Origin of the sequence: Lysinibacillus sp. NPDC096212 (genome assembly GCF_044763105.1) — a bacterium.
Lineage (GTDB): Bacteria > Bacillota > Bacilli > Bacillales_A > Planococcaceae > Lysinibacillus.
In genome coordinates this window covers 16,137-39,956 of the sequence record NZ_JBIWFQ010000031.1, presented here as the reverse complement: position 1 = coordinate 39,956, position 23,820 = coordinate 16,137, and the positions used below count along the sequence as shown (strand labels likewise).

Below are 23,820 nucleotides of genomic sequence, written 5' to 3'. Positions count from 1 at the left end.
TAACACGAATTATCCTCCTTTATAGTTATCTGTATTTTCTGAAAACTAAACATCTACAGCTATATTTAAAGGTTACTTTGTAGATAGACAACATGGGTTTGCAAATATTCTTCTAGACCATGTCTTCCATCGGCACCACCGATACCTGACTTTTTCCATCCAGCATGGAAACCTTGTATAGCTTCAAAATTTTCACGATTAACATACGTTTCTCCAAACTCTAATTCCTTACTTGCACGTATTGTTACATCTAAGTTTTGGGTGAAAATAGAGGATGTTAGACCGTACTCACAATCATTTGCTAGTTCAAGTGCTTCATCTAAGTCATTGAAAGTAGCAATCGGAAGTACAGGACCGAAAATTTCCTGACGCATAATTTCCATTTCATTATTTACATTTACAAGTACTGTTGGATCATAAAAATAACCTTTTTCCTTGGAAGAGCGATTACCACCTGTTAAAATAGTTGCGCCTTTAGCAACTGCTTCCTGTACCATCTTCTCTACCGATTCAAGTGCCTCTTTACTAGAAAGGGGTCCCATATCAATCTCTTTTTTAATTAATGGATCTCCATAGGTTACCTCGGACATTGCCTTTGTTACCTTTGTAATAAAATCGTCTGCAATGTCTTTATGAACATAAACACGTTCTGTGCAGTTGCATACTTGTCCTGTATTAATGATACGAGAGGCGACAATTGAACGGACTGCTAAATCTATATCCGCATCATCCATTACGATAGCTGGAGCTTTTCCTCCTAACTCTAAGGAAACCTTTGTAATATTTTCTGCCGCTGCCCGCATAACAGCGGCACCAGCATTGTAGCTTCCCGTTAAACTAATCATTCCTACCTTTGAACTGCCAGCCAACTCTTGTCCAAGGGTCGTTCCGTTACCCGTTACGATATTGATAACTCCTTTAGGCAAGCCTACTTTATCAATGATTTTTGCAAACTCTAGTGCATTGTTAGGGGATAAATTACTTGGTTTTAGCACAATGGTATTACCTGTGATTAAAGCAGGTGCTGCTTTACGAGCAATTAAGAAAAATGGGAAATTCCATGGTAAAATACCAGCTATAACACCGATCGGTTCTTTATGAATAAAAATTTGCTCATTTGGTCGATCACTTTGTATGATTTCTCCTTCATAGCGTCTTGCCCAACCTGCCATATAATCAATATAGTCAGCAGTAAAGTTAACTTCTGTTTCAGCAAGGGAAAGAGTCTTTCCCATTTCCTCTGATATTGTGCGTGCTAAGATCGGAATATTTTCACGTATTTCTTTAGAAATTGCTTGTAAGTACTTTCCTCTCTCAACGGAAGGAAGTTTTGCCCAATCTTTTTGAGCCTTTTCAGCAGAATGAATTGCTAGTTGTACATCCTCCACAGTCCCTTTAGGAACCTCTGAAATAATCTCTTCTGTTGCTGGATTAATGACTTGTGTTTGCTCACCTGAGCTAGAACTAACAAATTGCCCATTAATGTACATTTGATACTTTCTTATAGTTGCCATGATTTTTACATCTCCCCACTAATGTATTTTAAAAAATAACATCTTATTAAATTTGATAACTTAATAAGATGTTATTCATGTACCCCTAAATCAGGAAAACGACCAGGAACTTTGAATTTTTCCTCACGTAATTGAACCAATGTAGCTACTTGTTCTTTCGTTAATTCCTTTGGTTCTCCGATTACTGAAGTTAGATAAAGAAGCTTCGCATAAAATTCCATGGACTCCATCTTGAAATACGCGCTCATTAAATCAATCCCACAAGTTAGTGCACCATGGTTAGCTAATAAAATGGCATCATGATTTTGAAGATAAGGAACGATTGAATTAGGTAATTCTTCAGTGGAGGGCGTCCCATATTCTGCTATAGGAACCTCTCCTAAGAAAATAGTCGATTCTGGCATTATTTGTTTTTTAAGCGGCATGCCACAAATAGCAAAGGCAGTGGCATATAAGGGATGAGCATGGATAACTGATGTTACATCGGGACGTTCCTTATAAACACGTAAATGCATCTTAATTTCTGAGGATGGCTTTGTGTTTAATAGATTGTCCTCAATTACCTCTCCTTGACTATTAATCTTGCATATCATATCGGGGGTCATAAACCCTTTAGAAACTCCTGTCGGGGTGCATAAGAAGGAATTTTCTGAAATTTTAACGGAAATGTTTCCATCATTTGCAGCCCCCATGTCTTTCGTATACATTCTTTTCCCTATATCGCATATTTGCTCTTTCAATACTTGCTCTGAAATATTCATTAAAAATCTCTCCTTACTAATTTCAAATCTTAGCTTAGATTCTATGTCTTTAATTCTTCTTTGTCAACATAAACAAAAATGAATTTCTTTATTTATGTCTGTTTATGTTGTTTTTGAGATAGAGTGTGGAGTAAAATGAAATAGGGATGGTGAGATTACGATGACTAAATACAGAAAATGCCTAGCTTTTGATTTTGGTGCATCAAGCGGAAGACTAATAGCGGGGGTTTATGATGGGGATAAGGTCATTTTAGAAGAGGTTTATCGTTTTAAAAATGAACCAGTTACAATAGAAAATCATTTACATTGGAATCTTGAACTTTTGTATAAACACATACTAATGGGGTTAGAAGTGGCTTCAAAGGATAAGGTGGAATTTGATAGTATCGGAATTGATACTTGGGGAGTTGATTATTGTCTTTTAGATAAAGAAGGAAAACCTATGCATTGGCCATTCCATTATCGGGATACTAGGACAGATGGTATCTCTTCACAATTGCCAATTCAATTTGAAGAATTCTATTCTAAAACGGGCATACAATTTTTACCCTTTAATACAGTTTATCAACTATTCGCTGGATTCCGAGATAACCCAGATCTAAATCAACAGGCAAAACACTTATTATTTATGCCTGATTTATTTAATCATTTTTTAACAGGAAACAAAAAGACGGAATATACAATTGCATCAACTAGTCAACTATTGAATGTAGAGAGTAAGCAATGGGATTTTGACATCATTAAGCGATTAGGATTTTCTAAACACCTTTTTCAGGAAATCATTTTTCCTGGCGAGATTTACGGAATGTTAGATAAAAAACATATGAAAAAAATTGGTATGAGTAATTCAGTTCCGGTTATCTCAGTAGGAAGTCATGATACTGCTAGTGCTGTTGCTGGAATACCTTTAGAACATGAAGATAGTGCATATTTAATTTGTGGATCTTGGTCATTATTAGGACTTGAAATTCAAAATCCTATAGTTAATGAACAATCTTTGAAAGAGTCTTTCAGCAATGAGGGTGGGGTATTAAATACTATCAGATTTCTTAAAAATATTAATGGTATGTTTTTATTGCAACAATTAAAAAAGCACTATAATGAAATGTTTACAAGAAAAATAGATTTTGTTGATATTATTAATGCTGCAAAATTATCGAATAAAAACTTTTATATTAACCCAAATCATGCTTTATTCTTATCACCAGATAATGTTTTGGAGTCTATTAATGCCTATTGCATTTCTACAAAACAAGGCAAACCCGATAATCTAGGTGAGTGGGCAATTGCGATCTATAACGGATTAACAAATGAATTTAAAAATCAATTACGTAACCTTGAGAGTATTACTGGTAAAAAGATAAAGCAGATTCATATGGTTGGAGGCGGTATTCAAGACGAATTATTATGCCAAATGACTGCCAATGTGACAAGCAAGAAAGTAGTAGCTGGTCCCGTTGAATCTAGTGTTCTAGGAAATATTATGATTCAACTATATGCTTTAGGAGAGGTCTCAACTCTTTCAGAAATAAGACAGGTCATAAAAAGGTCTGTTTCTTTAAAAGTATACGAACCACAATCTTGAAGGTTGTAAATAGTCACCGTTCTTAGCATATTTCCTCTAAATCAAGTAGCATCCAATCTGCTTGACTTCGTATGGAGATTCACTTTCTCTAACAAAAATATCTACGGAAGAATGAAAATTGAATAGTTTAAAGAGAAGACACTATGAAAAAAGCGAAAACTCACGTATCGTTATTGTTACTAGGTAATAACACGATAAGGAGTTTTCGCTTTGATCTTGTCATTTTTATAATCGATACTACTGCTACTAATTTTTGTGATTATTTTTTTTTCTAAGTACAATGTTATACAAGGCGAAAACCATCATATGTACTGTGAAATAATTTTATTACTTCCCAGAGAATGGGCGATAGCACTTATAAATCTGATTGATTTTTTATCAGTTTTCTTATGAGGTGATACTAATATCAAAACGAGGATATTTCCTCTGTTCTTGCTTGGGAATTATCGTCTCGATTTTAGAAGGGGAAAATAAAAGGAAGATGGGGATTTATTATGTTACCAAAAGAACGATTGCAAAAAATAATAGATTTAATCCAAATTGAAAAGAAAGTTTATGTCTCTGAACTAAGCCAGAAATTTTCAGTTACAGAAGAAACCATTCGAAGAGATCTTGAAAAATTAGATAAAAAGGGAATTGTATCAAGAACTTATGGAGGGGCTGTAATAAACCGGAACAGCTCAGAGGATTTACCTTTTAATACAAGGACATCTCTTAATATAGAATTGAAAAAATCAATAGTTTCGAAAATACATCATCTGATTAAAAATGGCGATAAATTAATGGTTGACCCTAGTTCAACAACTTTTGAATTGGTCAAAGCATTGTATGATAAACAAGATTTAACGTTAATCACTAATTCCATAAAAATATTAAATGAATTTAGCGATTCGCACTTTCAAATTATTTCAACAGGGGGAGAATTACGAAAAAAATCACTTTCCTTAGTTGGACCTGCTGCAGAAGCTACTGTTAATAGATATTTTGCAGATATTCATGTATTTAGCTGCAAGGGGATATCGCTAGAACATGGTATTATGGAATCTAATGAGCCAGAAGCGGAATTAAAAAAAATAATGCTTAAAAATTCTAAGGTCAATCTCTTACTAGTAGATCACACTAAATTTGATAAAGCAGCATTTTTAAAGCTATTTGATTTTAGTGATATCGATGTTCTTGTAACAGATAAAAAACCATCCGCTGAATGGATAGAGAGACTGAAAGCAAATAATGTACAGCTAATTTATTGAATCACTAATATTGATTAAATAAAACGAATTCTATCATCAATCCAGATGTGAGAAGTAAGACTTCATAGTAAGTCATCATCAAAAGTTAATGTTCTTTAATTTTGGAGTGCCTGCTCAGCTTGCCATTTTTTCAATAAAGAGCTGGCCGAATAATTTATAGAATTACTAATAAAACATACAGTACCCAAAAGAGACGTCTCAAAATCAATTGAGATGTCTCTTTTTATGTTTAGAAGAAAATAAAATCCGTTATACCGCATTATTATCCGTCTATTGGTAGAGAAGTAGAACTAAAAAAATTAAGATAACTATATTTCTAAATGAGAAAAATTATCAAAAAGGAGATCTTAGATAAACATATTAAATAGTTTCTTTAATTTAAGAGTCATAGGCATTCATTAATGAAAGGGGAATAAAAATGAAAAATTTTTGGGCATTTGTTATGACTGGAATGCTATTAATCGTTACAACTACGGGATTTGCCCGTATGGCTTACGGAATTGTATTACCTTTTATGCAGGAAGGGCTGTTATTAACTACATCACAGTCAGGTTTATTAGGTACGATGCTCTTTTTAGGTTATTTACTTACGGTAGGTCTGTCTGGAATGCTGACGATGCGTATTGGGGCGAAAAACGTGCTGTTGGTAGGTGGAGGCTTAGTTATTGCGGGTTTAGGAGGTCTTATTTTTAGCCCGAACTTTTGGTGGGCTGCTATAGCTTTATTTTTAGCTGGTGCTGGTAGTGCTCTCGTCTATACACCACTACTATCAATAGCAGTTATCTCATTCCCAAAGAAGAGAGGGACAGTGATGGGGTTACTAATGAGTGGTGCGGGAGTAGGGATGTTATTGTCTGGATTAATCGTACCCTTTATGCTTCAGCATTTTCCTGAGCTTGGCTGGCGAGGAGTGTGGTTAGTATTTGAAGTAATCACAATCATAGTCGTATTAGTGGCATTTTTTGTGATAAAGACACCACACTCGGCAGAAAAGAGTTCTGTACAAGAAAAAACTAAAGTCTGGAGAAGTAAAGAGCTATACCTCATAGCTGGAATTTATTTTGCCGTTGGACTTGTTTATCTTATTCCGAATTTATATCAAACAAGCTATATGAGAGACATCGGGCTTTCTAATGCAGTGGCAGGCTCAATTTATGCTGTTGCAGGGATCGTTTCTATTGGTGGTGCGCCATTATGGGGAATGCTAGCGGATAAGATAGGCGTAAAAAAAGCATTAATGGCAGCGTTGCTTTTATCAATTGTTGGAGATGTTTTTCCAATGCTATTTCCTAATGTAGTTGGATTTATCGTGTCTGCTATTATATGGGGCTCGTCGCTTGGAGGTGTCCTTGTGCTCATTCAAATGAAGGCAAGCCAGGAGGTATCGGTAAAATATGTGGCATCAGCGATCGGCTTTATTTCTATCTTTTATGCTATCGGTCAAATGATTGGGCCTGGACTTGCAGGATGGCTTATAGAATATGCTGGGGGATATGTTACTGCTTATGGTTTTGGAGCTACTATCTTCTTTTTGTGTTTACTGCTATCAATGGCACTTACAACTAAAGAAGAATAGCTAGATCGCAGTTCATTTGCTATACTTTGGTTATAATTGATAATTATTCTCAATAAACTGAAGGGTGGTGATGAACACGTTGAATACTAATTTCCATGATAATTTTAATGAATTTTTTCATGCGTTGGAAATATCAAAGGTACATGAATGCCCGTTTGTATTCCAACCAAATATGCAGGAAGGAGCTATACATCGTTTTATTCCCCGTCGAGATTTAGAAGTGGTTATATCTGATTACTCATTTTATCGAGAGCACCAAATGCAAATAGTTACAAAACAGCCTATGGTTGAGCTTAGTCTTTGCTTACAAGGTAATAGAGGTGTTTACATCTCAGGCTCAGAATATGAAATTTCTTCAGGAACATGCTCGCTTCAATTTATAGAGCAGGTGGGGGCAAATTTTATGTTTCATAAAAACCAATCCTATCAAATGGTTGGAATTGGTATTCCGGTTTCAACTTTTAATCATTTTATGAGTGAAACTAGTAAAACTAGTGAGGAATCCCCAAATTTCTCTAAAATTCTTGGTGGGAAACGATATAGACTCTTTCAAGAGAGAATTAACGCATCTTCCTTAATTATTGTTCAGCAAATGTTAGATGCTATAGCAGGTAAGAACATGACCAATTTAGAGCTAGAATGTCGAGCATTACAGCTATTATCAATTACATTTCGTTCTCAACTAGTTGATAATTCTCTTAGCCCTGTTATGTTTTCAAAAAGTGATAGAACCAAAATACAGCAAGCTCAATCAATTATTACAGAGCGTATGTCTAATCCTCCTACACTTATTGAACTATCACGTTTAGTTGGTTTAAACGATTACAAATTAAAAAAGGGATTTAAAGAGATGTTCGGAAAAACAGTGTTTGGATATTTACGAGAAAAAAGGTTAGAGAAGGCATTTCTTTTATTACAAGAGGGAACTATGAATGTAACAGACATTGCGAATGCAGTGGGATATTCTAATCCTAGCTATTTTGCGGAGATTTTTAAAGAGAGATTTGGAATTAATCCTAGAGAAATATTAAGAGACCTTAGTCGAATGTAGCGTCCTAGATTATAAAAACACCTTAAATTGAGTAAATCAATTTAAGGTGTTTATTATGGGAATAGCCTTTCCATTTATAGTTTCTTGCTCTATCGTTTTATGAAAAATTAAGCCCTTATGTGGTGTAAATACGTATGTGATACCAAATAAGGGATATCTGGTTTAAGACCATCCATCATCACACCCAACCAAACGCTCGAGCAATTGTTGCTGTTAGCCATGTTACGCCAATGGCAATAACCGTTGGAATTAAAAACGACATAAATGTCCACTTTGCACTTTTTGTTTCTTTATAAATATTGACTAAAGTCGTTCCACAAGGGAAGTGTAGCAGTGAGAATAACATCATATTTAAAGCTGTTAGCCAAGTCCAGCCTTGGTCGATAAACACTTGTTTTAGCTTCGATAAATCCTCGATTTCTAGCATAGCTCCTTGCGATAAATACGCCATAATTAGGATAGGGATAACAATTTCATTGGCTGGCAGCCCAAGAATAAATGCAGCCATAATAAAACCATCCATACCAAGAGCGTGACCAAACGGCTCTAAAAAGTTAACAAAATGCATTAGAATACTCGTATCACCAACGTAAATATTGGCGAATACCCAAGTCAAAATAGAGGCAGGCGCTGCAACGATAACCGCTCTTTTTAATACATTCCATGCTTTATCAATACTTGCTCTTAAAATTGTATCCCAGAACTTTGGTTTTCGGAATGGTGGAAGCTCTAATGTGTAATGGGTTGGTACACCCTTTAAAGCTGTTTTAGAAAGGACCCATGAAACAGATAATGTTACAACGACGCCCAACATAACAAATCCTATTAAAATGGCCGATGTTACAAGTGTACTTGTTGCACCTGAAAAACCAGTTACCATAAATAAGGATGCTAATAAAATAAGTGTTGGCCATCTCCCATTACAAGGAACAAAATTGTTCGTTAAAATGGCTAACATTCGTTCACGAGGGGATTCTATAATTCTCGTTGACAGAATAGCAGCAGCATTACAGCCAAAGCCCATTGCCATTGTTAATGATTGTTTTCCGTGTCCACCTGCTCGTTTAAATAAACGGTCCATATTAAATGCTACACGTGGTAGATAACCGTAGTTTTCTAATAGAGCGAACATAGGGAAGAATATAGCCATTGGAGGTAGCATAACACTAATAACCCAACCGGTACCTCTAAATAGCCCAAGAATTAAAATACCGTGTAGCCATTCTGGTGCGTGCATTGCTTCAAAAAGAATGGTTAGCTTACCTTCTAGATAGCCGAATAAGTTTGCTAACATATCTGATGGTACGTTTGCGCCAGCAATAGTAATGTAAAAGACAGTCCCAAGTAAGATAAGCATAATAGGGAATCCCCAAATGCGGGATGTGAAAATTTCATCTAATTTATCAGATCTGTACATTGCAGGTTGCTGCGATACTACTTTTTTACATAAAGATTTGCTTTTAGTATAAATATCACTAACGATTTCATCTCGAATATCCTCATTCGAAACCTCGTTCACTTCAGCTAAAATACCCTTAAGTGAATTATGATTTAACACTGACTGGGACTCCATTCGTTCTCACCTCGTGCTGTTTATTATTCTTATGATTTTGCAGTTTTAAGATCAATTCCTCATCACCATCAAGTAAGCGAAGGGCAACCCATCTCGATGGATATTTTTCATCAAAATAACCTTCTAATTTCGATTCTATCTTTGTAATGGCTTCCTCTATATCTTTCGAGTATTTCATGCGATACGGAGTTGTCACAATTGTCCCATTCATCAGTTGATTTAATGTATCCAGCAATCGATTAATGCCTTTTTTATTTCTTGCCGATATTTTTACAACTGGGACTCCTAGTTCACGAGCTAATCTCTTTTCATCAATTCGGATACCTTTTTTCTCCGCTTCATCAATTAAATTGATACAAATGATGACATTATCAGTCATTTCTAAAACTTGGAGCGCAAGATTTAAATTTCTCTCTAATGATGTTGCATCAAGCACAACAATCGTTGCATCCGGTTGGTCAAAAACAATATGGTCTCTTGCTACTTCTTCATCTGCTGAATTGGAAAATAGAGAATAGGTCCCGGGTAAATCCACGAGTACATATTGCTGTCCTTTGTGTTCAAAAGATCCTTCTGCATGAACAACCGTTTTCCCTGGCCAGTTCCCAGTATGTTGCTTCAATCCTGTTAATGTATTAAATAATGTACTTTTACCGGTATTTGGATTTCCTGCTAAAGCTATTCTATTTACGCTCATTTTGTATTCCCCCTAACAATTTCGCCTAAAATCATAGAGCTTTCATCATTACGTAATGCAATCGTCGTATTACTTACGCGATAAGCAACAGGGTCGCCTAAAGGACTTTTACGAAGAACAGAGATTTCTGCTTCTTTCACAAAGCCTAAATCTAATAATCTTCTTCTAAGAGGACCCTTAATATTAATTTCTTTTATTAAAAAGCAATCTCCAAATGAGCATTCAGAAAGTGGTTTCAATGTTTTTTCCATACGCATTTTTTATTCCTCTCTATAATAATATTTCCCGAACTTCATATTGTTTCTCTAAGGAAACTTTATTAATGATTATCCCCGTTTTATGACAATTGTCAATAGTTTTCTGATTTTTTTTTGAAAGAACGCGATAAAAGAGCGTTCTTATGAAGGGAATGAAAGCGCATTGCCTAATCAGTTGTTGGACCAAGAAATGTTGATAAAGGGGGCTGTTTGAAATACCAAGTAGAGCAAAGTTGTTGGTGTAATGATATGAAAAGGTCCTCTTTATGATGTATTAATATAAGAGGGATTTCGTTACAGGTGCCCATTGAATTTTTGAAAGAAGAGGTTGACTGTGAAGAAGCAAAAGCAGAGCAGAAAAAATCATAACCCTCCGCAAATAATAAAATTGGCAGAGGGTTATGATTTTTTTACTGAAGATCATTAGTGGATTACTATCTAACAATTTGGAATGAACCAGATGTCTTTGTTTGAATGAAATGACGATTTCCTTCTACTGTGTAATCAGCAGGTTCTTGTTCGCCAAAGTCATAGGTACGAACGATGGAGGCATTCGGTGATAGGCTATTGATAATGATTTCCATATCCGCCTCGAATTCAACTGGTTTTTTATTTAATGTTGCCTGGAATGTGATACGATTCAAATTTCGTGTAATTTGAATTTCCATAACACCAGTATCCTCATTAAGAAGAGTTCCTAGTGGTGGAATAATAACAGTCATATTGGATTTTGTTGTTAAAACGAAGCGCTCTGTACTATTTTCTGAGTCTGCAACGTTTATTTTTGCTGTATAGGTATTTTTGTTTCTAGTCATAGCAGTGATCTTACCAGGTACGGCTGTCGTATCCGATAAAACTGGAGTTTTAGTCCCGTTTCCTTTAGTCGGTAGATCATATTTTCCATTTACAAAGTCTACTAAAGTCCAAACGTTTGGCACAAGCTGCTGTTGCACAGGTGTTAAAGCTTCGAAGGCTGTTTTCACTGCCTGTACATCTTGGGCAGTGGACGTTTTAGGCGATAAATCGGCAATGGCATTTTCTACTTCCTTAGCTACCGCCTTATCCTTTACAACAAGCTGTTCAGCATCTAACAACATCTTTTCGACACCAGCAGGTAATGAGACGTTTGTATGTCTGCGTAGTGCATTAAGCTCAGCTCTAGCATCAGCTACATCTTGATGAAAGGTAATGCGAGAAGAGTTTAATAATTGGATTTTATTGACCACTTTATCGATAGATGTGTTTGGTGAAATATAGGATGTCAATATTCTTTGTGATTCCGCACTTACAAAGGTCTTTTGCGCTGCATTTAACGTATTGTACCAATCTTTCGTTTCCATAACATTTTGGTAGTAATTAACGGAAGTCGATTCCACCGATGCCAATTTCTCTTCAATTTGATCAGCAAGCTTACGATACGCTACTTTCGTCTGTTTATGATTGGACAGCGTTGAATAATTCGTCACGTACTGTTGTTCCGTTGCAGTCAACTCATCGTATGCTTTGCTAGCTGTCTCTAAATTTGCTTGGAATGAAGCGGTTGTATCATTAATATTCGAAATAAGTCGAACAACATTCGAAACCTTAGAGTTGTAGTAATAAGTATTATCGTATATGTAAGCAGTTTTTACCTGTCCTGTAATATCAGCAGCCGATGCTGACGTAGTAGGTGCAGCATAGATTAGTGAAGGGGCCGCAACTAGGGCGAGGAAGGCTAGTTTTCTTTTGTTTTTCATAATACGGGAAACCTCCTAATTGGTTTTTTCATAAGTGTCATAGTAATTCATTGGGATTTTTGTCCTAGATGAAATCTTTGATTGCCTTGAGAATATCCTAATATATGTTGATCAATTTCGCCTTGGCGTAATTGAGTCCGGATTTTGAATTGTGCCCGCACAATTCACTCCTTTCAAAATCCGTGACATCCGCCGGAAACTTTAGGCCAACATGATGTTTTTTGTGAGAAAGCGCAGTGCAACGTAGCGTCAGCATGATGTTGGTCACTCAGTCGTTGCCACAGGACGTGGCGTTCTTAGACTGAGTTCTTCTATTTTCAGCAGGTGTTTGGGCACTTATTGAAATGGAACTACATCCGATTCATACCACAACTTTTGAAGTGGGGACTTCTGCTGAGTAAGATAAACCAATTTTATCATATATTAGGATTCTTTTATGTATATTTTGAGTGAATAGGTAGATAGGTAGTACATTTTTTTAAAACAATTTGTGTCTTATGTACTTATGGGAATATGAAGGGTAAGAGATCGCGCTTTTCAATAGAGATGGATAAGATGGATAGAATCGCAAGAATGTGGATAGAGCCTATAAAATGGTGGATAGAACTACAAGAATGATGAATAGAACCTGCAAAGTGACGGATAGAATCGTAAGAATGATGGATAGAACCTGCACAGCAGTGATAAATAGAACTGTAGGAATGACGGATAGAACTGCAAAACTGCAAGATAGAATCCCGAAACAAACGGTTAGAACCCTCATACAAAGATAGATTTTGTTATAATGATCCTAAGAAGGAGCGGGGGTGTTTGATTTGCAACAAAACTGGCAGAAGGTAGTTGTTGAAAAACTAGCATCAGCTGTTAATCCAGCCTTTGTTATTGTTTTTGGTTCTTATGCGCGGGGTTCGGCACGTGAAGATAGTGATTTAGATATAGCGTATTATGCAAATAAGCCTCTCTCGGGTTATGAACGTTTTCTATTAGCCGGAGAAATTGCACATGCTTGTAATATTGATGTTGATTTAGTCGATATGAAGACGGTTGATACAGTGTTTGCAGCACAAATTTTTTCAAGTGGTATGGTCATTGATTGCCAAGATGAAAACGCCTTTGTTAAAGAACGAATGAGGGCTCTATCAATGTATGTGACGTTAAATGAACAACGTGCGGGAATTCTGAAGGCAATTGAAGAGAGGGGTAGTGTCTATGGTGAATAATGATGTTATTCTAAATAAGATTGCTACAATTGAACGCTGTGTGAGCCGTGTCAACGAGGTGTATGGTGGTAATCCTGAAAATTTGCAAGATTTTACGAAGCAGGACAGTATCGTTTTGAATATTCAACGTGCGTGTGAAGCTAGTATTGATTTGGCAATGCATATTGTTAGTGATTTAAAGCTTGGTTTACCTAAAACGAGTAGAGAAGCATTCAAGTTTCTTGAGGAAAATAACATTATAGACCATGCATTAGCAAAAACATTAATAAATATGATTGGGTTCCGAAATATTGCTGTGCGCGATTATCAAGCAATCGAATTAAATATACTCCAAGCAATTATTGAGAATCATTTAGGTGATTTTAAAACCTATGCAGAGGCAATATTGCTTATATAAAAGAAACAACAGGCTATAGAGATCTAGCCTGTTGTTTTTTAATTTGTAGAACGGATAGAACCCGATGATCCTACCCTTATTTAGGAATTGGGAAAGAGATGGTCGTGCCTTGTCCAATCACACTTTCGATCGTTAATTGCGCGCCAAATAATTGCTTTAGGCGTTGTTCAGTATTAACGAGACCGATACTTGCTTTCTTTTTAGGGTCAGTGTTATCGAAGCCAACGCCATTATCGGAAATGGAGATTGTAAAGTACTCGTCGACCTCTATAATGCGAATTGTGATGGTTCCTCCTTGTTGTTTAGGTAAAATCCCATGCTGGATGGCGTTTTCAACCAGTGTTTGAATCGACAGTGGTGGGACGGATAGCTCTATTATTTCAGGGATGTCCCATTCTACTTGAACTCTATTGCCAAAGCGTATTTGCTCTATGGCTATGTAGGAGCGGACCAGCTTTAATTCATAGTTAAGAGGCACAACTAAGTCAGCATTTTGGAAATCAAAGCTCATCTGTAAATAATCACTAAAAGCAAGCAGTAATTCCTCCATTTGCTCATCGTCTACTCCGTGTAGAGAAATAATAGAGTTAAGTGTGTTAAAGAAAAAGTGGGGCTGAATCTGAGCTTGTAGCCATGCTGCTTCGATGCGTAGACGTTCTTCACTGGATTGCTTAACACGAACGAGTGCATGGACCCTTGATTTAAGCTCCACATATTCCACTGGTTTCTTTACATAATCATTTGCACCACTTAAAAAAGCAAGCTGTATATCCTCTCTTTGCTGACGAGCTGTTAAGAAAAGAATAGGTAGCTCGGAAATAGAGAATCGCTCACGAATCCATTTTGCTAAATCATAGCCTGACATATACGGCATCATAATATCAGAAATGACTAAATCAAAGTTGCTTTCCTGTAGTTTTTTTAGAGCCTCTGCACCACTTATTGCCGTTTCAATTTCGTATGGCTCCGTTGACAGCACATTAACAAGCACCTGTAAGTTCACAGCGTCATCATCAACAATTAAAACACGCGAATGACTTGTCACAAGGGACCCTTGTTCAGTAGCTGCAGTAATTTCACCTTCAATCATAGAAAGGTTGTTTAATAATGAAACGTATTTTGAAAGAGAAGCATCATGTTCAGCGTTTAAGTCGGCTTCATCCACCGCCAAGTCTTTAGCTATCGGTAATGAGAAAGTAAACGTAGAGCCTTTGCCAACAGTGGATGACAGCGACATTGTGCCTCCATGTAAGGTAACGAGTTCTTGGCAGATACTTAATCCTAGACCAAGTCCACCACCGATAGATGTCATACTTGAATCAACTTGCTCATAGGGCTCAAATATTTTTTCTTGCATGTCCTTTTCAATGCCAATCCCTGTATCCGTAATAGAAATATATAGTTTTTTGCCGACCACTTCGGCATCGAAAGTAATAGAACCTTTTTCGGTAAATTTAATAGCATTATGAAGTAAGTTCGTAAAAATTTGAATAAGCCGAGTCTCGTCTGCCAACACAGGTGGTAAATCTTTAGGGATGTCTATTATTACCTCTACAGGTTTACCTTTTAACATAAAAAGAAATATATTGCTTACACCGCTTGCTAGATTATAAGCATTGATCGGCTTTAGCTGAAGACGAATAGTTTTTTCCTTTAAATTTACTAAATCAAGTAAATCATCTAGCATATAGGACATATGATTACCGATTGTTAGCAAAAGCTTTAAATCGTCATTATTATTTTCAGCGAGTTGATGATCCTGCTTCACTAAGAGTGTTTGTGCAATACTCATCATGCCGTGCAGTGGATTGCGAAGCTCATGTGAGGTATTTGCAAGAAAATCATCCTTTGTATTTATCTCTTTTTGCAGCTTCACGGAAAGCTTTTCAGTTTGCTGCGTTGTTTGGAAATAACGAGTAATCCAAAATGCTGATAAGGCATTGATAGCAATCAATATATCGAATGGGTAATTTTTCTGGCCAAATGAGAAAAATAACGAATTATTTACAACCGCAGCACCCATTAATAATAAAAATGTTACTCCGTTGTCTCCTTTAATTACTATAATTAGCATGAAAATGGTTATAATAATAGGTGAAACAATAAGGAGTATTATGAAAATAATTTTAGTACTAACAATATACTCGATAGGAGCTATGACAATAAACAGTAAGTATGCAGCTAATAGTATTGGAATAACATTTAATATTTTGGGTTTGGAATACTCCTTGACCAGATCGCGTAAAAATAAAAAGAGAAATAGCATGGTACTAATATAAAAGAAGTAATATATTTTATTCGCCCAAATCCAGTTAATGGGCATGTAAATATATAAAATTCTATTGCTTGAAGCAAGAATAGTTATACATGTCGAAATAATGTGCATTGTGAAGTAAATAAGTGAGTTACTTCGAATTCCTATTCCATAAAGTAAAATCGTGAAAAGTAAGTAAATTATAAACACTAGACAAACTACAATTTGCGTTGTAAATGAAAAAAACTTGGATTGTTCCATAGACTGTAAATCGCCAAAAATTATTTCTTTTGTAAAACCACCTTGTGCATAGCGATTTGTTTGGAAGCCTTGTATGATGATCTCACTCTCACTGGAATCTAGTGTAAAATAATAGGTGATAGGTCTACCGATGGGGGCAGTTTTTTCATTATCTAATGTCATGTCTCCTAGACCACCAATAAGCTGTCCATCAACATAAAGCTCATATGGTGACAGTCCTTCGGGTATAGTAATGCCATATAGTTGAGGCTTTTTGTGATCTTTCAAAATAGTTAAGCGATAAGAACCAAAATGAATGTTTTTTCCGTTGTTAAAGTATTGATCCCAAGATTCTGGTAAAGCGGAATAAATTTCATGATCATTCTGTTCAGATGGTTTTTGGTTTTTGGAAACGAGTAGGGTATTTGGGTAAAACGCCCATTCACCCTGTAGTTTTCTTTGAAAATCTTTACTAGTTTCAATACCTCTTAAATCGATAGTCCCTTGTTTCGCAACTAATCCTTCTGGGACATTAATGAAATCCATCCAGGCGAATCGCAGTAATGTAAGCAAGGTAAAGAATATACTAGCAATCAGGAAAATTTTTATTTTTTTTGAAAGAGTTTTTGTTTTTATCATAGATGATATTTTTCGACAGATTCTCAAAAACTCCTTCAAAAGTAACATTTTTTATCAAAATTAATATAAATGAACGATATTAATGATATATGACTAGCTTTTTAGGAGGGGATGTTATGAGAATTGTAATAGTCGATGATGAATATTTGCCATTAATGAGACTAAAAACCTTAATTGAAAAAAGTAGTATCCCGGAAATTGACATAGTTGGAGATTATACAGATTCTTTAGAAGCGATTGCTCAAATACAAAGTTTACAACCTGATGTTGTATTTTTAGATATAGTAATGCCTAATATGGATGGACTTGCGCTCGGGGAAAAAATTCAAGAACTATTGCCAAACGTAGAAATTGTTTTTACTACAGGATTTGACCAATATGCTATAGATGCTTTCAATTTGCATGCTATAGATTATTTATTAAAGCCTGTGCAAAAGCCTCGTTTGCATAAAGCATTGGAACGATTACAACGGATTATCGAAAAAAATCCACCAATTCCAACTAAGAAAAAAACGATTCAGCTATTAGGGGGCCTGAAGGTAGTTACGCCTGATGGTAATACACAATTAATGAAATGGCGTACATCGAAAGCAAAAGGATTGTTTACTTATATGCTTAGCCATCGCAATGAAATGATTTATCGAGACACCGTTTTGGAGTTGTTTTGGCCAGAATCCGATATAGATAAGGCCTCCAAGCAGCTATATACAGCTATTTACACCGTCCGACAAACTTTAAAAAATTATGGACTAGATGGTGTGAAGATCTCTAGTCCATTACTAAATTCAGGCTATAGAGTATTGCTAGAAAATGTGGTAATTGATGTAGAGCAATGGCTAACTCAATTAAAATCTTTGCCTCCACTTGATCAGGGAACGATAGAGGAGTATGAGTGTGTATTCCAAGCTTATACAGGCGATTATTTAGGTGATGACGGTTATATATGGTCAGAAAGTGAAAAAGAGCGACTAAGACGATTGTGGTTGCGCCATGCTCAACAATTAAGTGAGTTCTATATAAAAAATAAAGACTATCAAGCTGCTGTGAAGGTGCAAGAAAAAGTTCAATTATTTTCACCTGATGAGGAAGAAAGCTATTTCACCTTGATGAAGCTCTATGATTTACTGAACAACGTTGCTGCAGTAGAGGAGCAATATTGGCTATTAAAAAAAATGCTGCAGGAGCAATTAGCGATGGAGCCTAGAGAGGAAATTGAAGAATGGTATAAAGACTGGAGAAAAATGAGTATGATTTCGCCGGTAGATATTTTGGGTTGAGATTTGATTTTATATGAGATTGAAGAACCATATTATATTTAATAGGACAACTTAATTTTATTCATACAATAGTTGTTTTTCCTCAACATGAAAGGACTCGGCATTGTGCCAAGTCCTTTCAATTTTTATTGTTTACCTGAACGTTGGACATCTTTATAGATTTTGATGGCCCTGTCTAAACTGTTAATAGCATCTGTCACCTCGTACGAAGATGCATAGGAGTTATTAACAACAGATTGGGCGTAATCAACTGCTTTTTCTAGGTCCTGTTTTTCTCGTGCTGTTGTCCACCTTTCATAATAGGGGATATCAGAGCCATCTCCATTCGCAGAAACTTTTACGTACTGAACAGAATTAATGAGTGACTTTAGCCAAGATTTATCAACGTAATTCCCATAATTCGCACCTGATTTATAATTACCCCTATATGTTGAAATGGCATTATATAAGTAACTATATGCATACGAAATATCTGATTGAGACGAAGAACTATTATTTGCAGTACTTTGTGCGTATGAAACAGCAGAAACTAGAGCGTCTTTTTCACTTTGCGTCGTCCAAATTACATTGGAGGATAGTTCAGATCCATTCACAGAGACGGTTACATACTGAACAGAGTTAATAAGTGATAAAAGGTCAGATCGATCGGCATTGTATTGATAAGTACCATATTTTTGAGCGCTCTTATAAACAGTGATAGCGTAGTTTAAATTGCTAATAGCATTGGTGATATCAGACTGCGTTGCATAGCTATTATTTACAACGTACTGAGCCGATGAAACGGCAGAGGTAAGAGCATCCTTCTCACTTTGCGTCGTCCAAGGTACATATGATGCTATATCATTACCATTGTTCCAAGAAACCGTTACATACTGAATAGAATTAATCGTTGATTGTAATGAAGACTTATCGCTATAACCATATTTTGTTCCATTTTTTTGCACAGCTTGATAAACGGTTAATGCAATTCTGTATTGTGTAATAGCATTGTTTACTTGTTCCTGAGAGGCGTTGGAATTATTAGCTACTGCTCTTGCGCTGCTTAAGGCATATTCGAATGCTGTACGTTCAGCCTGCGTCGTCCATCTTTCAGTTGTTAAAACGTCATATCCATTAACGGATACGGCAACGTACGGAGGTATAGCTACTAAATTACTAAGCTCATTTTTATTCACCACAGGTAATATCACAGAGGCTTTTTTATCATCCACCTGCACCTTGTTAATTAGGTGTCCTGAATCTAATGCCACCTTTGCCCCGTGTTTGACGATCACTTGTTCAATTTTACCTTCTCCGTAAAGGCTAAAATCATTCTCAACATCGATTGTAAGCTTATCAACATTGGCTGTAACTTCAAATGCTGCAACTTTACCAACTACATCGATTTTTGAAATAGCTTTGTCAGAAGTCACATTTACTTTAGTGCGCTCCAAGTTAATGTTTGGAGATTTAATATCTTTTAGGGAAACATTTAACCAATTAATATTTCTAGTCAATAAAGGCTTAAAAGTAATTGTATCCCCAATAGCAACGTTATCAATTGTAATGGCCTTCTTCACAAGATTAGTTACAATAAGCTTATCTTTAATGTTTACATTTTGAACCTTTACATAATCCGCATTTACAGTTAGGCTTCCTTCAATTTGTGCGTCACCACCATCAAAATATACCGCTTTATTGTCAGTGCCAGCTTTAGTTAATGTTAGTTCTGTAATGCTCGTAATTTCGCCGTTTTTTACTACAATTGTAGCTTGGGCATTCTTCAATGCAGTGCTATTCGCTGTTTTAAAGAGAGGTTTCAGCGACTGACTAATTTTAAATTGGCCATTGGATGTAAGTACTTTCTCTTTAGTGACGTTGTTAATGGTAACAGTTTGCCCCTTTGTTTTGGCTGCAGCTACCTGCCCATCCATTTGAATTGAGTGGTTTAAAGATGAATCATTTGAAGCGGCATCTGCAGTTGACATTGGTGATACTAGGGTTGCTGTAATAGCAGTTGCCATAAAAGTCGTTAATACTTTATTCTTCATTTTAGTCACTCCGATCATCGTATTTAATGGATAATATATCATATATTTCTCTAATTTAGTACATAAAGGGTATATTTTACTATTTATTATTCTTAAATGAAATGTAGTCCCTTTTTCTGTATCGTTCGTTTTTAAGAATCCTTAATTATTTCAGAAAATCTGAAAGTGAAGTGCGGTTTTTTTTGCGCGAAACTTGGTAATTTGGTGCGGAAATCACGCTCATTTCAAGCGCTATAACGTTCCGAAAGATAACTTTTACCATCTATTAAAGACACTGTATTAGTTCAATGTGTTCAGAAAAAATGCCTTGATATGAGCGGTGAGTTGATTTTGAAGTACATTGACCAAGCATAAAAACAGCACTACTATAGGAGAGGGAAGGGGGACATCACTATGGTGTATCTCGGTATGATATTTTTTCAAATTGTAGCTCCGATTTTAGTGCTTCTAGTACTTGGCGCAGTTTTACAAAAGAAATTTCGCTTTAATTTAAAGGCGTTATCCCAACTTATTACATATTGTTTCATGCCAGCAGCTGTTTTTGTGAATTTATATGAAACGAGTATAGAGCTGTCTGTACTTGGGGAAGTTGCGTTATTTATCCTACTCTTTATCGGAAGCCAAATGGTGCTTAGTCACTTTCTAGCAAAGGGACTCGGTTTAGTAAAAACAGAGGCGGCAGTGTTTAAAAATAGTGTTGTCCTAATTAATTCAGGTAACTATGGTATTCCGGTTGCACAGATGATTTTTGTGACCCAGCCGATTGGAGTAGCAATTCAGGTCATTCTTGTAATATTTCAAAATATGACGACCTACACTTACGGCTTGTATAATTTAATCTCTTCAACAAAATCGGGCATGTCTATTGTGAAAGACTTCCTCAAAATGCCTATTATTCATGCACTTATTATTGGAGTGGCAATGAACTATTTTAATATTGCTATTCCACAGTTTGTAAGAATTCCGATAGATCATGTGGCAGATGGCTTTATCGCTGTAGCATTAATAACTTTAGGGGCACAACTATCCCAGCTTGAAATCAAATCCATGTTCAATAAAGTGGTATTCATTAGCTGTTTTACGCGACTAGTCATAGGGCCAACCGTAGCATTGTTTATCATTTTTGCGCTTGGTCTTGACGGTGTCGTGGCACAATCACTTTTTATAGCTAGTTCGTTCCCGACGTCGCGAAATAGCTCAAGTTTGGCATTAGAATATGACGTAGAATCGGCAACTGCTGCACAAACAGTTTTATTTTCAACGATTGTAAGCTGTATTACAGTGACAATCGTGATTTATGTAGCGGAACTGTTGTTTACCTAACTGCTAGGTGCTATTTGGAATAAGAGATGGCAGCCTCTCATTTTAAGTGGAATCTAACAAATATAAGTTTATTAGCAGAACGTGGGGCGTCCGATGAGCCGCTTCGCTTCGCTTCGCTGCAGGGTCTCATCTGTGACGCTGATCCCCGAGGAGTCGCCCAGCCTCCACTCCAATCAACTAATATACATGGCACAAGTTTTAATGAATACCATCGACAACTTTTAATGATAAGCCAAAAATAATTCAAATGAAGCTTCCATCTCTTAACAATATCTGCTACACTATCATCAAACTTAATAGCATTAACTAGGGGAGTCTGATGAGTCAGGCTGAGAGGGAAACGCATAGAGGTTTCTTGACCCTTTGGACCTGATCTGGCTCATACCAGCGTGGGAAAGTTAACCATTATTGCACTCAATGTTATTTGCAATAACTATACCTTTACATTCTTAGCCGGATCCAAATTTTTTTGGATTCGGCTTTTGTCTTTGTTTGGGTGAGCTAGATTCGGTCCTTATATAAATGTAAAAGGGAGCGAAGTAGTTTATGACAACAGTTAGCGACAAGAATATTACGATTATGTCTAGTTTTGAAGGAAGTAAAAAAGTTTACGTAGAAGGATCTCAATCAGATATTTTAGTGCCAATGCGTGAAATTGCTCTAAGTCCAACGACAGGAAGCTTTGGTGAAGAGGAAAATGCGCCAGTACGTGTTTATGATACGAGCGGCCCGTACACTGATCCTGCGTATAAGGTGGATATTACGAAAGGATTGCCAGCTTTATGTAGTGCATGGATCAAAGAACGCGGTGATGTTGAAGAATACGAAGGTCGTACTATCAAGCCAGAAGATAATGGATTCCGTAAAGCTGATGATCCGCGAATGAATGAAAATGTTTTTCCGGAATTATCTAGAAAGCCTTTACGCGCGAAGAAAGGTAAAAATGTAACACAGCTTCACTATGCACGAAAGGGAATTATTACTCCAGAAATGGAATTTGTAGCGATACGTGAAAATATGGACCCGGAATTTGTGCGCTCAGAAATCGCTGCAGGACGTGCTATTTTGCCATCTAATATTAATCACCCTGAGGCAGAGCCGATGATTATTGGACGTAACTTCCACGTGAAAATTAACGCCAATATTGGCAATTCAGCAGTGTCATCCTCTATTGCAGAAGAGGTAGAAAAAATGACGTGGGCTACACGCTGGGGTGCTGATAACATTATGGATTTATCTACTGGTAAGCATATTCATACGACACGTGAATGGATTATCCGTAATGCCGCGGTGCCAGTAGGAACGGTGCCGATTTATCAAGCGCTAGAAAAAGTAAATGGTGTGGCAGAGGATTTAACGTGGGAAGTGTATCGTGATACGTTAATCGAACAGGCTGAGCAAGGTGTTGATTACTTCACGATTCATGCAGGGGTATTACTGCGCTATGTGCCATTAACGGCTAATCGTGTAACAGGCATAGTGTCCCGTGGAGGCTCGATTATGGCGCAGTGGTGTTTATATCATCATCAAGAGAGCTTTTTATATACTCATTTTGAAGAAATCTGTGAAATTATGAAAACCTATGATGTAGCCTTCTCTTTAGGTGATGGTTTACGTCCGGGTTCTATAGCAGATGCAAATGATGAGGCTCAATTTGCGGAGCTAGATACGCTAGGGGAATTAACGCAAATTGCCTGGAAGCATGATGTACAGGTGATGGTAGAAGGACCAGGGCATGTACCAATGCATCTTATTAAAGAAAATATGGATAAGCAGTTAGAGGTGTGTAAGGAAGCACCTTTCTATACTTTAGGGCCGTTAACAACAGATATTGCTCCTGGCTATGACCATATTACATCAGCTATCGGTGCTGCGATGATCGGTTGGTATGGTACAGCGATGCTATGTTATGTGACGCCTAAAGAGCATCTCGGCTTACCAAATCGTGAGGATGTTCGCGTAGGGGTTATTACGTATAAAATTGCTGCACACGCGGCAGATTTAGCGAAAGGGCATCCGGGAGCACAGCAGCGTGACGATGCACTATCTAAGGCACGATTTGAATTCCGCTGGCGCGATCAATTCAATCTTTCGTTAGATCCAGAGCGTGCGGTCGAATACCACGATGAAACGTTGCCTGCAGAAGGAGCGAAAACTGCGCACTTCTGTTCAATGTGTGGACCTAAGTTTTGTAGTATGAGAATCTCACAAGATATTCGTAATTATGCAAAAGATCAAGATTTAAATACGACTGAAGCGATCCACCAAGGTATGCAGGAAAAGGCAAAGGAATTTAAAAAGGCAGGCAGTCAAATTTATCAATAATTATTAGAGCGGGCTTGTGTCTACTAGACACAAGCCTTTTTTGGTCATTAAGATAAAAAAGCTCCATGTGAAGTTGCCCTTCACATGGAGTAAAAAGTTGGATTTGGATATCAAT

The 23,820-nt window shown here is 36.7% G+C and carries 17 protein-coding genes and 1 riboswitch; of the genes, 9 read left to right on the top strand and 8 right to left on the bottom strand.

The window, feature by feature from the left end:
* Nucleotides 1–65 precede the first annotated feature (65 nt).
* A complete protein-coding gene (gene aldA, locus ACIQ7T_RS23215; protein WP_370079643.1) occupies nucleotides 66–1,514 on the bottom strand; it encodes an aldehyde dehydrogenase in 1,449 nt (482 codons plus the stop codon).
* Between the two features lie 71 nt (nucleotides 1,515–1,585).
* Nucleotides 1,586–2,275, bottom strand: coding sequence for a class II aldolase/adducin family protein (locus ACIQ7T_RS23210; protein ID WP_370079645.1), 690 nt, complete (start codon nucleotides 2,273–2,275; stop codon nucleotides 1,586–1,588).
* A 160-nt stretch (nucleotides 2,276–2,435) separates the two neighbouring features.
* Between ACIQ7T_RS23210 and ACIQ7T_RS23205 the strand changes: the two genes are divergently transcribed.
* From ACIQ7T_RS23205 to ACIQ7T_RS23190, 4 genes are all read left to right on the top strand, one after another.
* The gene (locus ACIQ7T_RS23205; RefSeq protein ID WP_370079647.1) at nucleotides 2,436–3,860 is read left to right on the top strand and encodes a rhamnulokinase; all 1,425 of its coding nucleotides are present in this window, start codon (nucleotides 2,436–2,438) and stop codon (nucleotides 3,858–3,860) included.
* Between the two features lie 494 nt (nucleotides 3,861–4,354).
* Nucleotides 4,355–5,110, top strand: coding sequence for a DeoR/GlpR family DNA-binding transcription regulator (locus tag ACIQ7T_RS23200; RefSeq protein ID WP_370079649.1), 756 nt, complete (start codon nucleotides 4,355–4,357; stop codon nucleotides 5,108–5,110).
* A 412-nt stretch (nucleotides 5,111–5,522) separates the two neighbouring features.
* Nucleotides 5,523–6,686 (top strand): MFS transporter, encoded by a 1,164-nt coding sequence (locus ACIQ7T_RS23195; RefSeq protein ID WP_402873953.1) that lies wholly within the window; start codon nucleotides 5,523–5,525, stop codon nucleotides 6,684–6,686.
* A gap of 70 nt (nucleotides 6,687–6,756) precedes the next feature.
* Nucleotides 6,757–7,737 carry an AraC family transcriptional regulator gene (locus ACIQ7T_RS23190; RefSeq protein WP_370079651.1) on the top strand — a complete coding sequence of 327 codons (981 nt, stop codon included), beginning with the start codon at nucleotides 6,757–6,759 and terminating at the stop codon, nucleotides 7,735–7,737.
* Between the two features lie 178 nt (nucleotides 7,738–7,915).
* Here ACIQ7T_RS23190 and ACIQ7T_RS23185 read toward each other — a convergent pair whose 3' ends face one another.
* The 4 genes from ACIQ7T_RS23185 to ACIQ7T_RS23170 form a co-directional block, all read right to left on the bottom strand.
* Entirely contained in the window at nucleotides 7,916–9,310 is a 1,395-nt protein-coding gene (locus ACIQ7T_RS23185) for a nucleoside recognition domain-containing protein (protein ID WP_370079653.1), read from the bottom strand.
* On the bottom strand, nucleotides 9,282–10,007 hold the full coding sequence (locus ACIQ7T_RS23180) for a FeoB small GTPase domain-containing protein (RefSeq protein WP_402873911.1): 726 nt from the start codon (nucleotides 10,005–10,007) through the stop codon (nucleotides 9,282–9,284). The genes ACIQ7T_RS23185 and ACIQ7T_RS23180 overlap by 29 nt, the downstream gene beginning before the upstream one ends.
* Nucleotides 10,004–10,264: a FeoA family protein gene (locus ACIQ7T_RS23175; protein ID WP_370079657.1), complete on the bottom strand. Its 261-nt coding sequence runs from the start codon at nucleotides 10,262–10,264 to the stop codon at nucleotides 10,004–10,006. Before ACIQ7T_RS23175 ends, ACIQ7T_RS23180 begins: the two co-directional genes overlap by 4 nt.
* A 434-nt stretch (nucleotides 10,265–10,698) precedes the next feature.
* The gene (locus tag ACIQ7T_RS23170) at nucleotides 10,699–12,000 is read right to left on the bottom strand and encodes a hypothetical protein (RefSeq protein ID WP_370079659.1); all 1,302 of its coding nucleotides are present in this window, start codon (nucleotides 11,998–12,000) and stop codon (nucleotides 10,699–10,701) included.
* A gap of 806 nt (nucleotides 12,001–12,806) precedes the next feature.
* On the opposite strand from ACIQ7T_RS23170, the gene mntA reads away from it, so the two are divergent.
* Complete coding sequence (mntA, locus tag ACIQ7T_RS23165) at nucleotides 12,807–13,220, top strand: type VII toxin-antitoxin system MntA family adenylyltransferase antitoxin (RefSeq protein WP_370079663.1); 414 nt, start codon at nucleotides 12,807–12,809, stop codon at nucleotides 13,218–13,220.
* Nucleotides 13,213–13,617 (top strand): type VII toxin-antitoxin system HepT family RNase toxin, encoded by a 405-nt coding sequence (gene hepT, locus ACIQ7T_RS23160; protein ID WP_370079698.1) that lies wholly within the window; start codon nucleotides 13,213–13,215, stop codon nucleotides 13,615–13,617. Before mntA ends, hepT begins: the two co-directional genes overlap by 8 nt.
* Before the next feature lie 76 nt (nucleotides 13,618–13,693).
* Here hepT and ACIQ7T_RS23155 read toward each other — a convergent pair whose 3' ends face one another.
* Nucleotides 13,694–16,657: a hybrid sensor histidine kinase/response regulator gene (locus ACIQ7T_RS23155; RefSeq protein ID WP_370079665.1), complete on the bottom strand. Its 2,964-nt coding sequence runs from the start codon at nucleotides 16,655–16,657 to the stop codon at nucleotides 13,694–13,696.
* A 209-nt stretch (nucleotides 16,658–16,866) separates the two neighbouring features.
* On the opposite strand from ACIQ7T_RS23155, the gene ACIQ7T_RS23150 reads away from it, so the two are divergent.
* Nucleotides 16,867–18,027 carry a response regulator gene (locus ACIQ7T_RS23150; RefSeq protein ID WP_402873906.1) on the top strand — a complete coding sequence of 387 codons (1,161 nt, stop codon included), beginning with the start codon at nucleotides 16,867–16,869 and terminating at the stop codon, nucleotides 18,025–18,027.
* A 125-nt stretch (nucleotides 18,028–18,152) separates the two neighbouring features.
* On the opposite strand, the gene ACIQ7T_RS23145 is transcribed toward ACIQ7T_RS23150, so the two are convergent.
* Nucleotides 18,153–20,057: an S-layer protein gene (locus tag ACIQ7T_RS23145; RefSeq protein WP_370079669.1), complete on the bottom strand. Its 1,905-nt coding sequence runs from the start codon at nucleotides 20,055–20,057 to the stop codon at nucleotides 18,153–18,155.
* Between the two features lie 393 nt (nucleotides 20,058–20,450).
* Here ACIQ7T_RS23145 and ACIQ7T_RS23140 point away from each other — a divergent pair, with 393 nt between their 5' ends.
* Nucleotides 20,451–21,380 carry an AEC family transporter gene (locus tag ACIQ7T_RS23140; protein WP_370079670.1) on the top strand — a complete coding sequence of 310 codons (930 nt, stop codon included), beginning with the start codon at nucleotides 20,451–20,453 and terminating at the stop codon, nucleotides 21,378–21,380.
* A gap of 298 nt (nucleotides 21,381–21,678) precedes the next feature.
* Nucleotides 21,679–21,793, top strand: a riboswitch (TPP riboswitch).
* 133 nt (nucleotides 21,794–21,926) lie between these two features.
* The gene (gene thiC, locus ACIQ7T_RS23135; protein ID WP_402873902.1) at nucleotides 21,927–23,705 is read left to right on the top strand and encodes a phosphomethylpyrimidine synthase ThiC; all 1,779 of its coding nucleotides are present in this window, start codon (nucleotides 21,927–21,929) and stop codon (nucleotides 23,703–23,705) included.
* The last annotated feature ends 115 nt before the right edge of the window (nucleotides 23,706–23,820 follow it).

What these genes read in the sequence shown, in the direction of transcription:
- ACIQ7T_RS23155 (WP_370079665.1), bottom strand. Translation starts at nt 16,657, where the DNA reads ATGGATTTCATTAATGTCCCAGAAGGATTAGTTGCGAAACAAGGGACT.
- ACIQ7T_RS23200 (WP_370079649.1), top strand. Translation starts at nt 4,355, where the DNA reads ATGTTACCAAAAGAACGATTGCAAAAAATAATAGATTTAATCCAAATT.
- ACIQ7T_RS23205 (WP_370079647.1), top strand. Translation starts at nt 2,436, where the DNA reads ATGACTAAATACAGAAAATGCCTAGCTTTTGATTTTGGTGCATCAAGC.
- ACIQ7T_RS23175 (WP_370079657.1), bottom strand. Translation starts at nt 10,264, where the DNA reads ATGCGTATGGAAAAAACATTGAAACCACTTTCTGAATGCTCATTTGGA.
- thiC (WP_402873902.1), top strand. Translation starts at nt 21,927, where the DNA reads ATGACAACAGTTAGCGACAAGAATATTACGATTATGTCTAGTTTTGAA.
- aldA (WP_370079643.1), bottom strand. Translation starts at nt 1,514, where the DNA reads ATGGCAACTATAAGAAAGTATCAAATGTACATTAATGGGCAATTTGTT.
- ACIQ7T_RS23190 (WP_370079651.1), top strand. Translation starts at nt 6,757, where the DNA reads ATGAACACGTTGAATACTAATTTCCATGATAATTTTAATGAATTTTTT.
- ACIQ7T_RS23145 (WP_370079669.1), bottom strand. Translation starts at nt 20,057, where the DNA reads ATGAAGAATAAAGTATTAACGACTTTTATGGCAACTGCTATTACAGCA.
- ACIQ7T_RS23140 (WP_370079670.1), top strand. Translation starts at nt 20,451, where the DNA reads ATGGTGTATCTCGGTATGATATTTTTTCAAATTGTAGCTCCGATTTTA.
- ACIQ7T_RS23210 (WP_370079645.1), bottom strand. Translation starts at nt 2,275, where the DNA reads ATGAATATTTCAGAGCAAGTATTGAAAGAGCAAATATGCGATATAGGG.
- ACIQ7T_RS23170 (WP_370079659.1), bottom strand. Translation starts at nt 12,000, where the DNA reads ATGAAAAACAAAAGAAAACTAGCCTTCCTCGCCCTAGTTGCGGCCCCT.
- ACIQ7T_RS23185 (WP_370079653.1), bottom strand. Translation starts at nt 9,310, where the DNA reads ATGGAGTCCCAGTCAGTGTTAAATCATAATTCACTTAAGGGTATTTTA.
- ACIQ7T_RS23150 (WP_402873906.1), top strand. Translation starts at nt 16,867, where the DNA reads ATGAGAATTGTAATAGTCGATGATGAATATTTGCCATTAATGAGACTA.
- ACIQ7T_RS23180 (WP_402873911.1), bottom strand. Translation starts at nt 10,007, where the DNA reads ATGAGCGTAAATAGAATAGCTTTAGCAGGAAATCCAAATACCGGTAAA.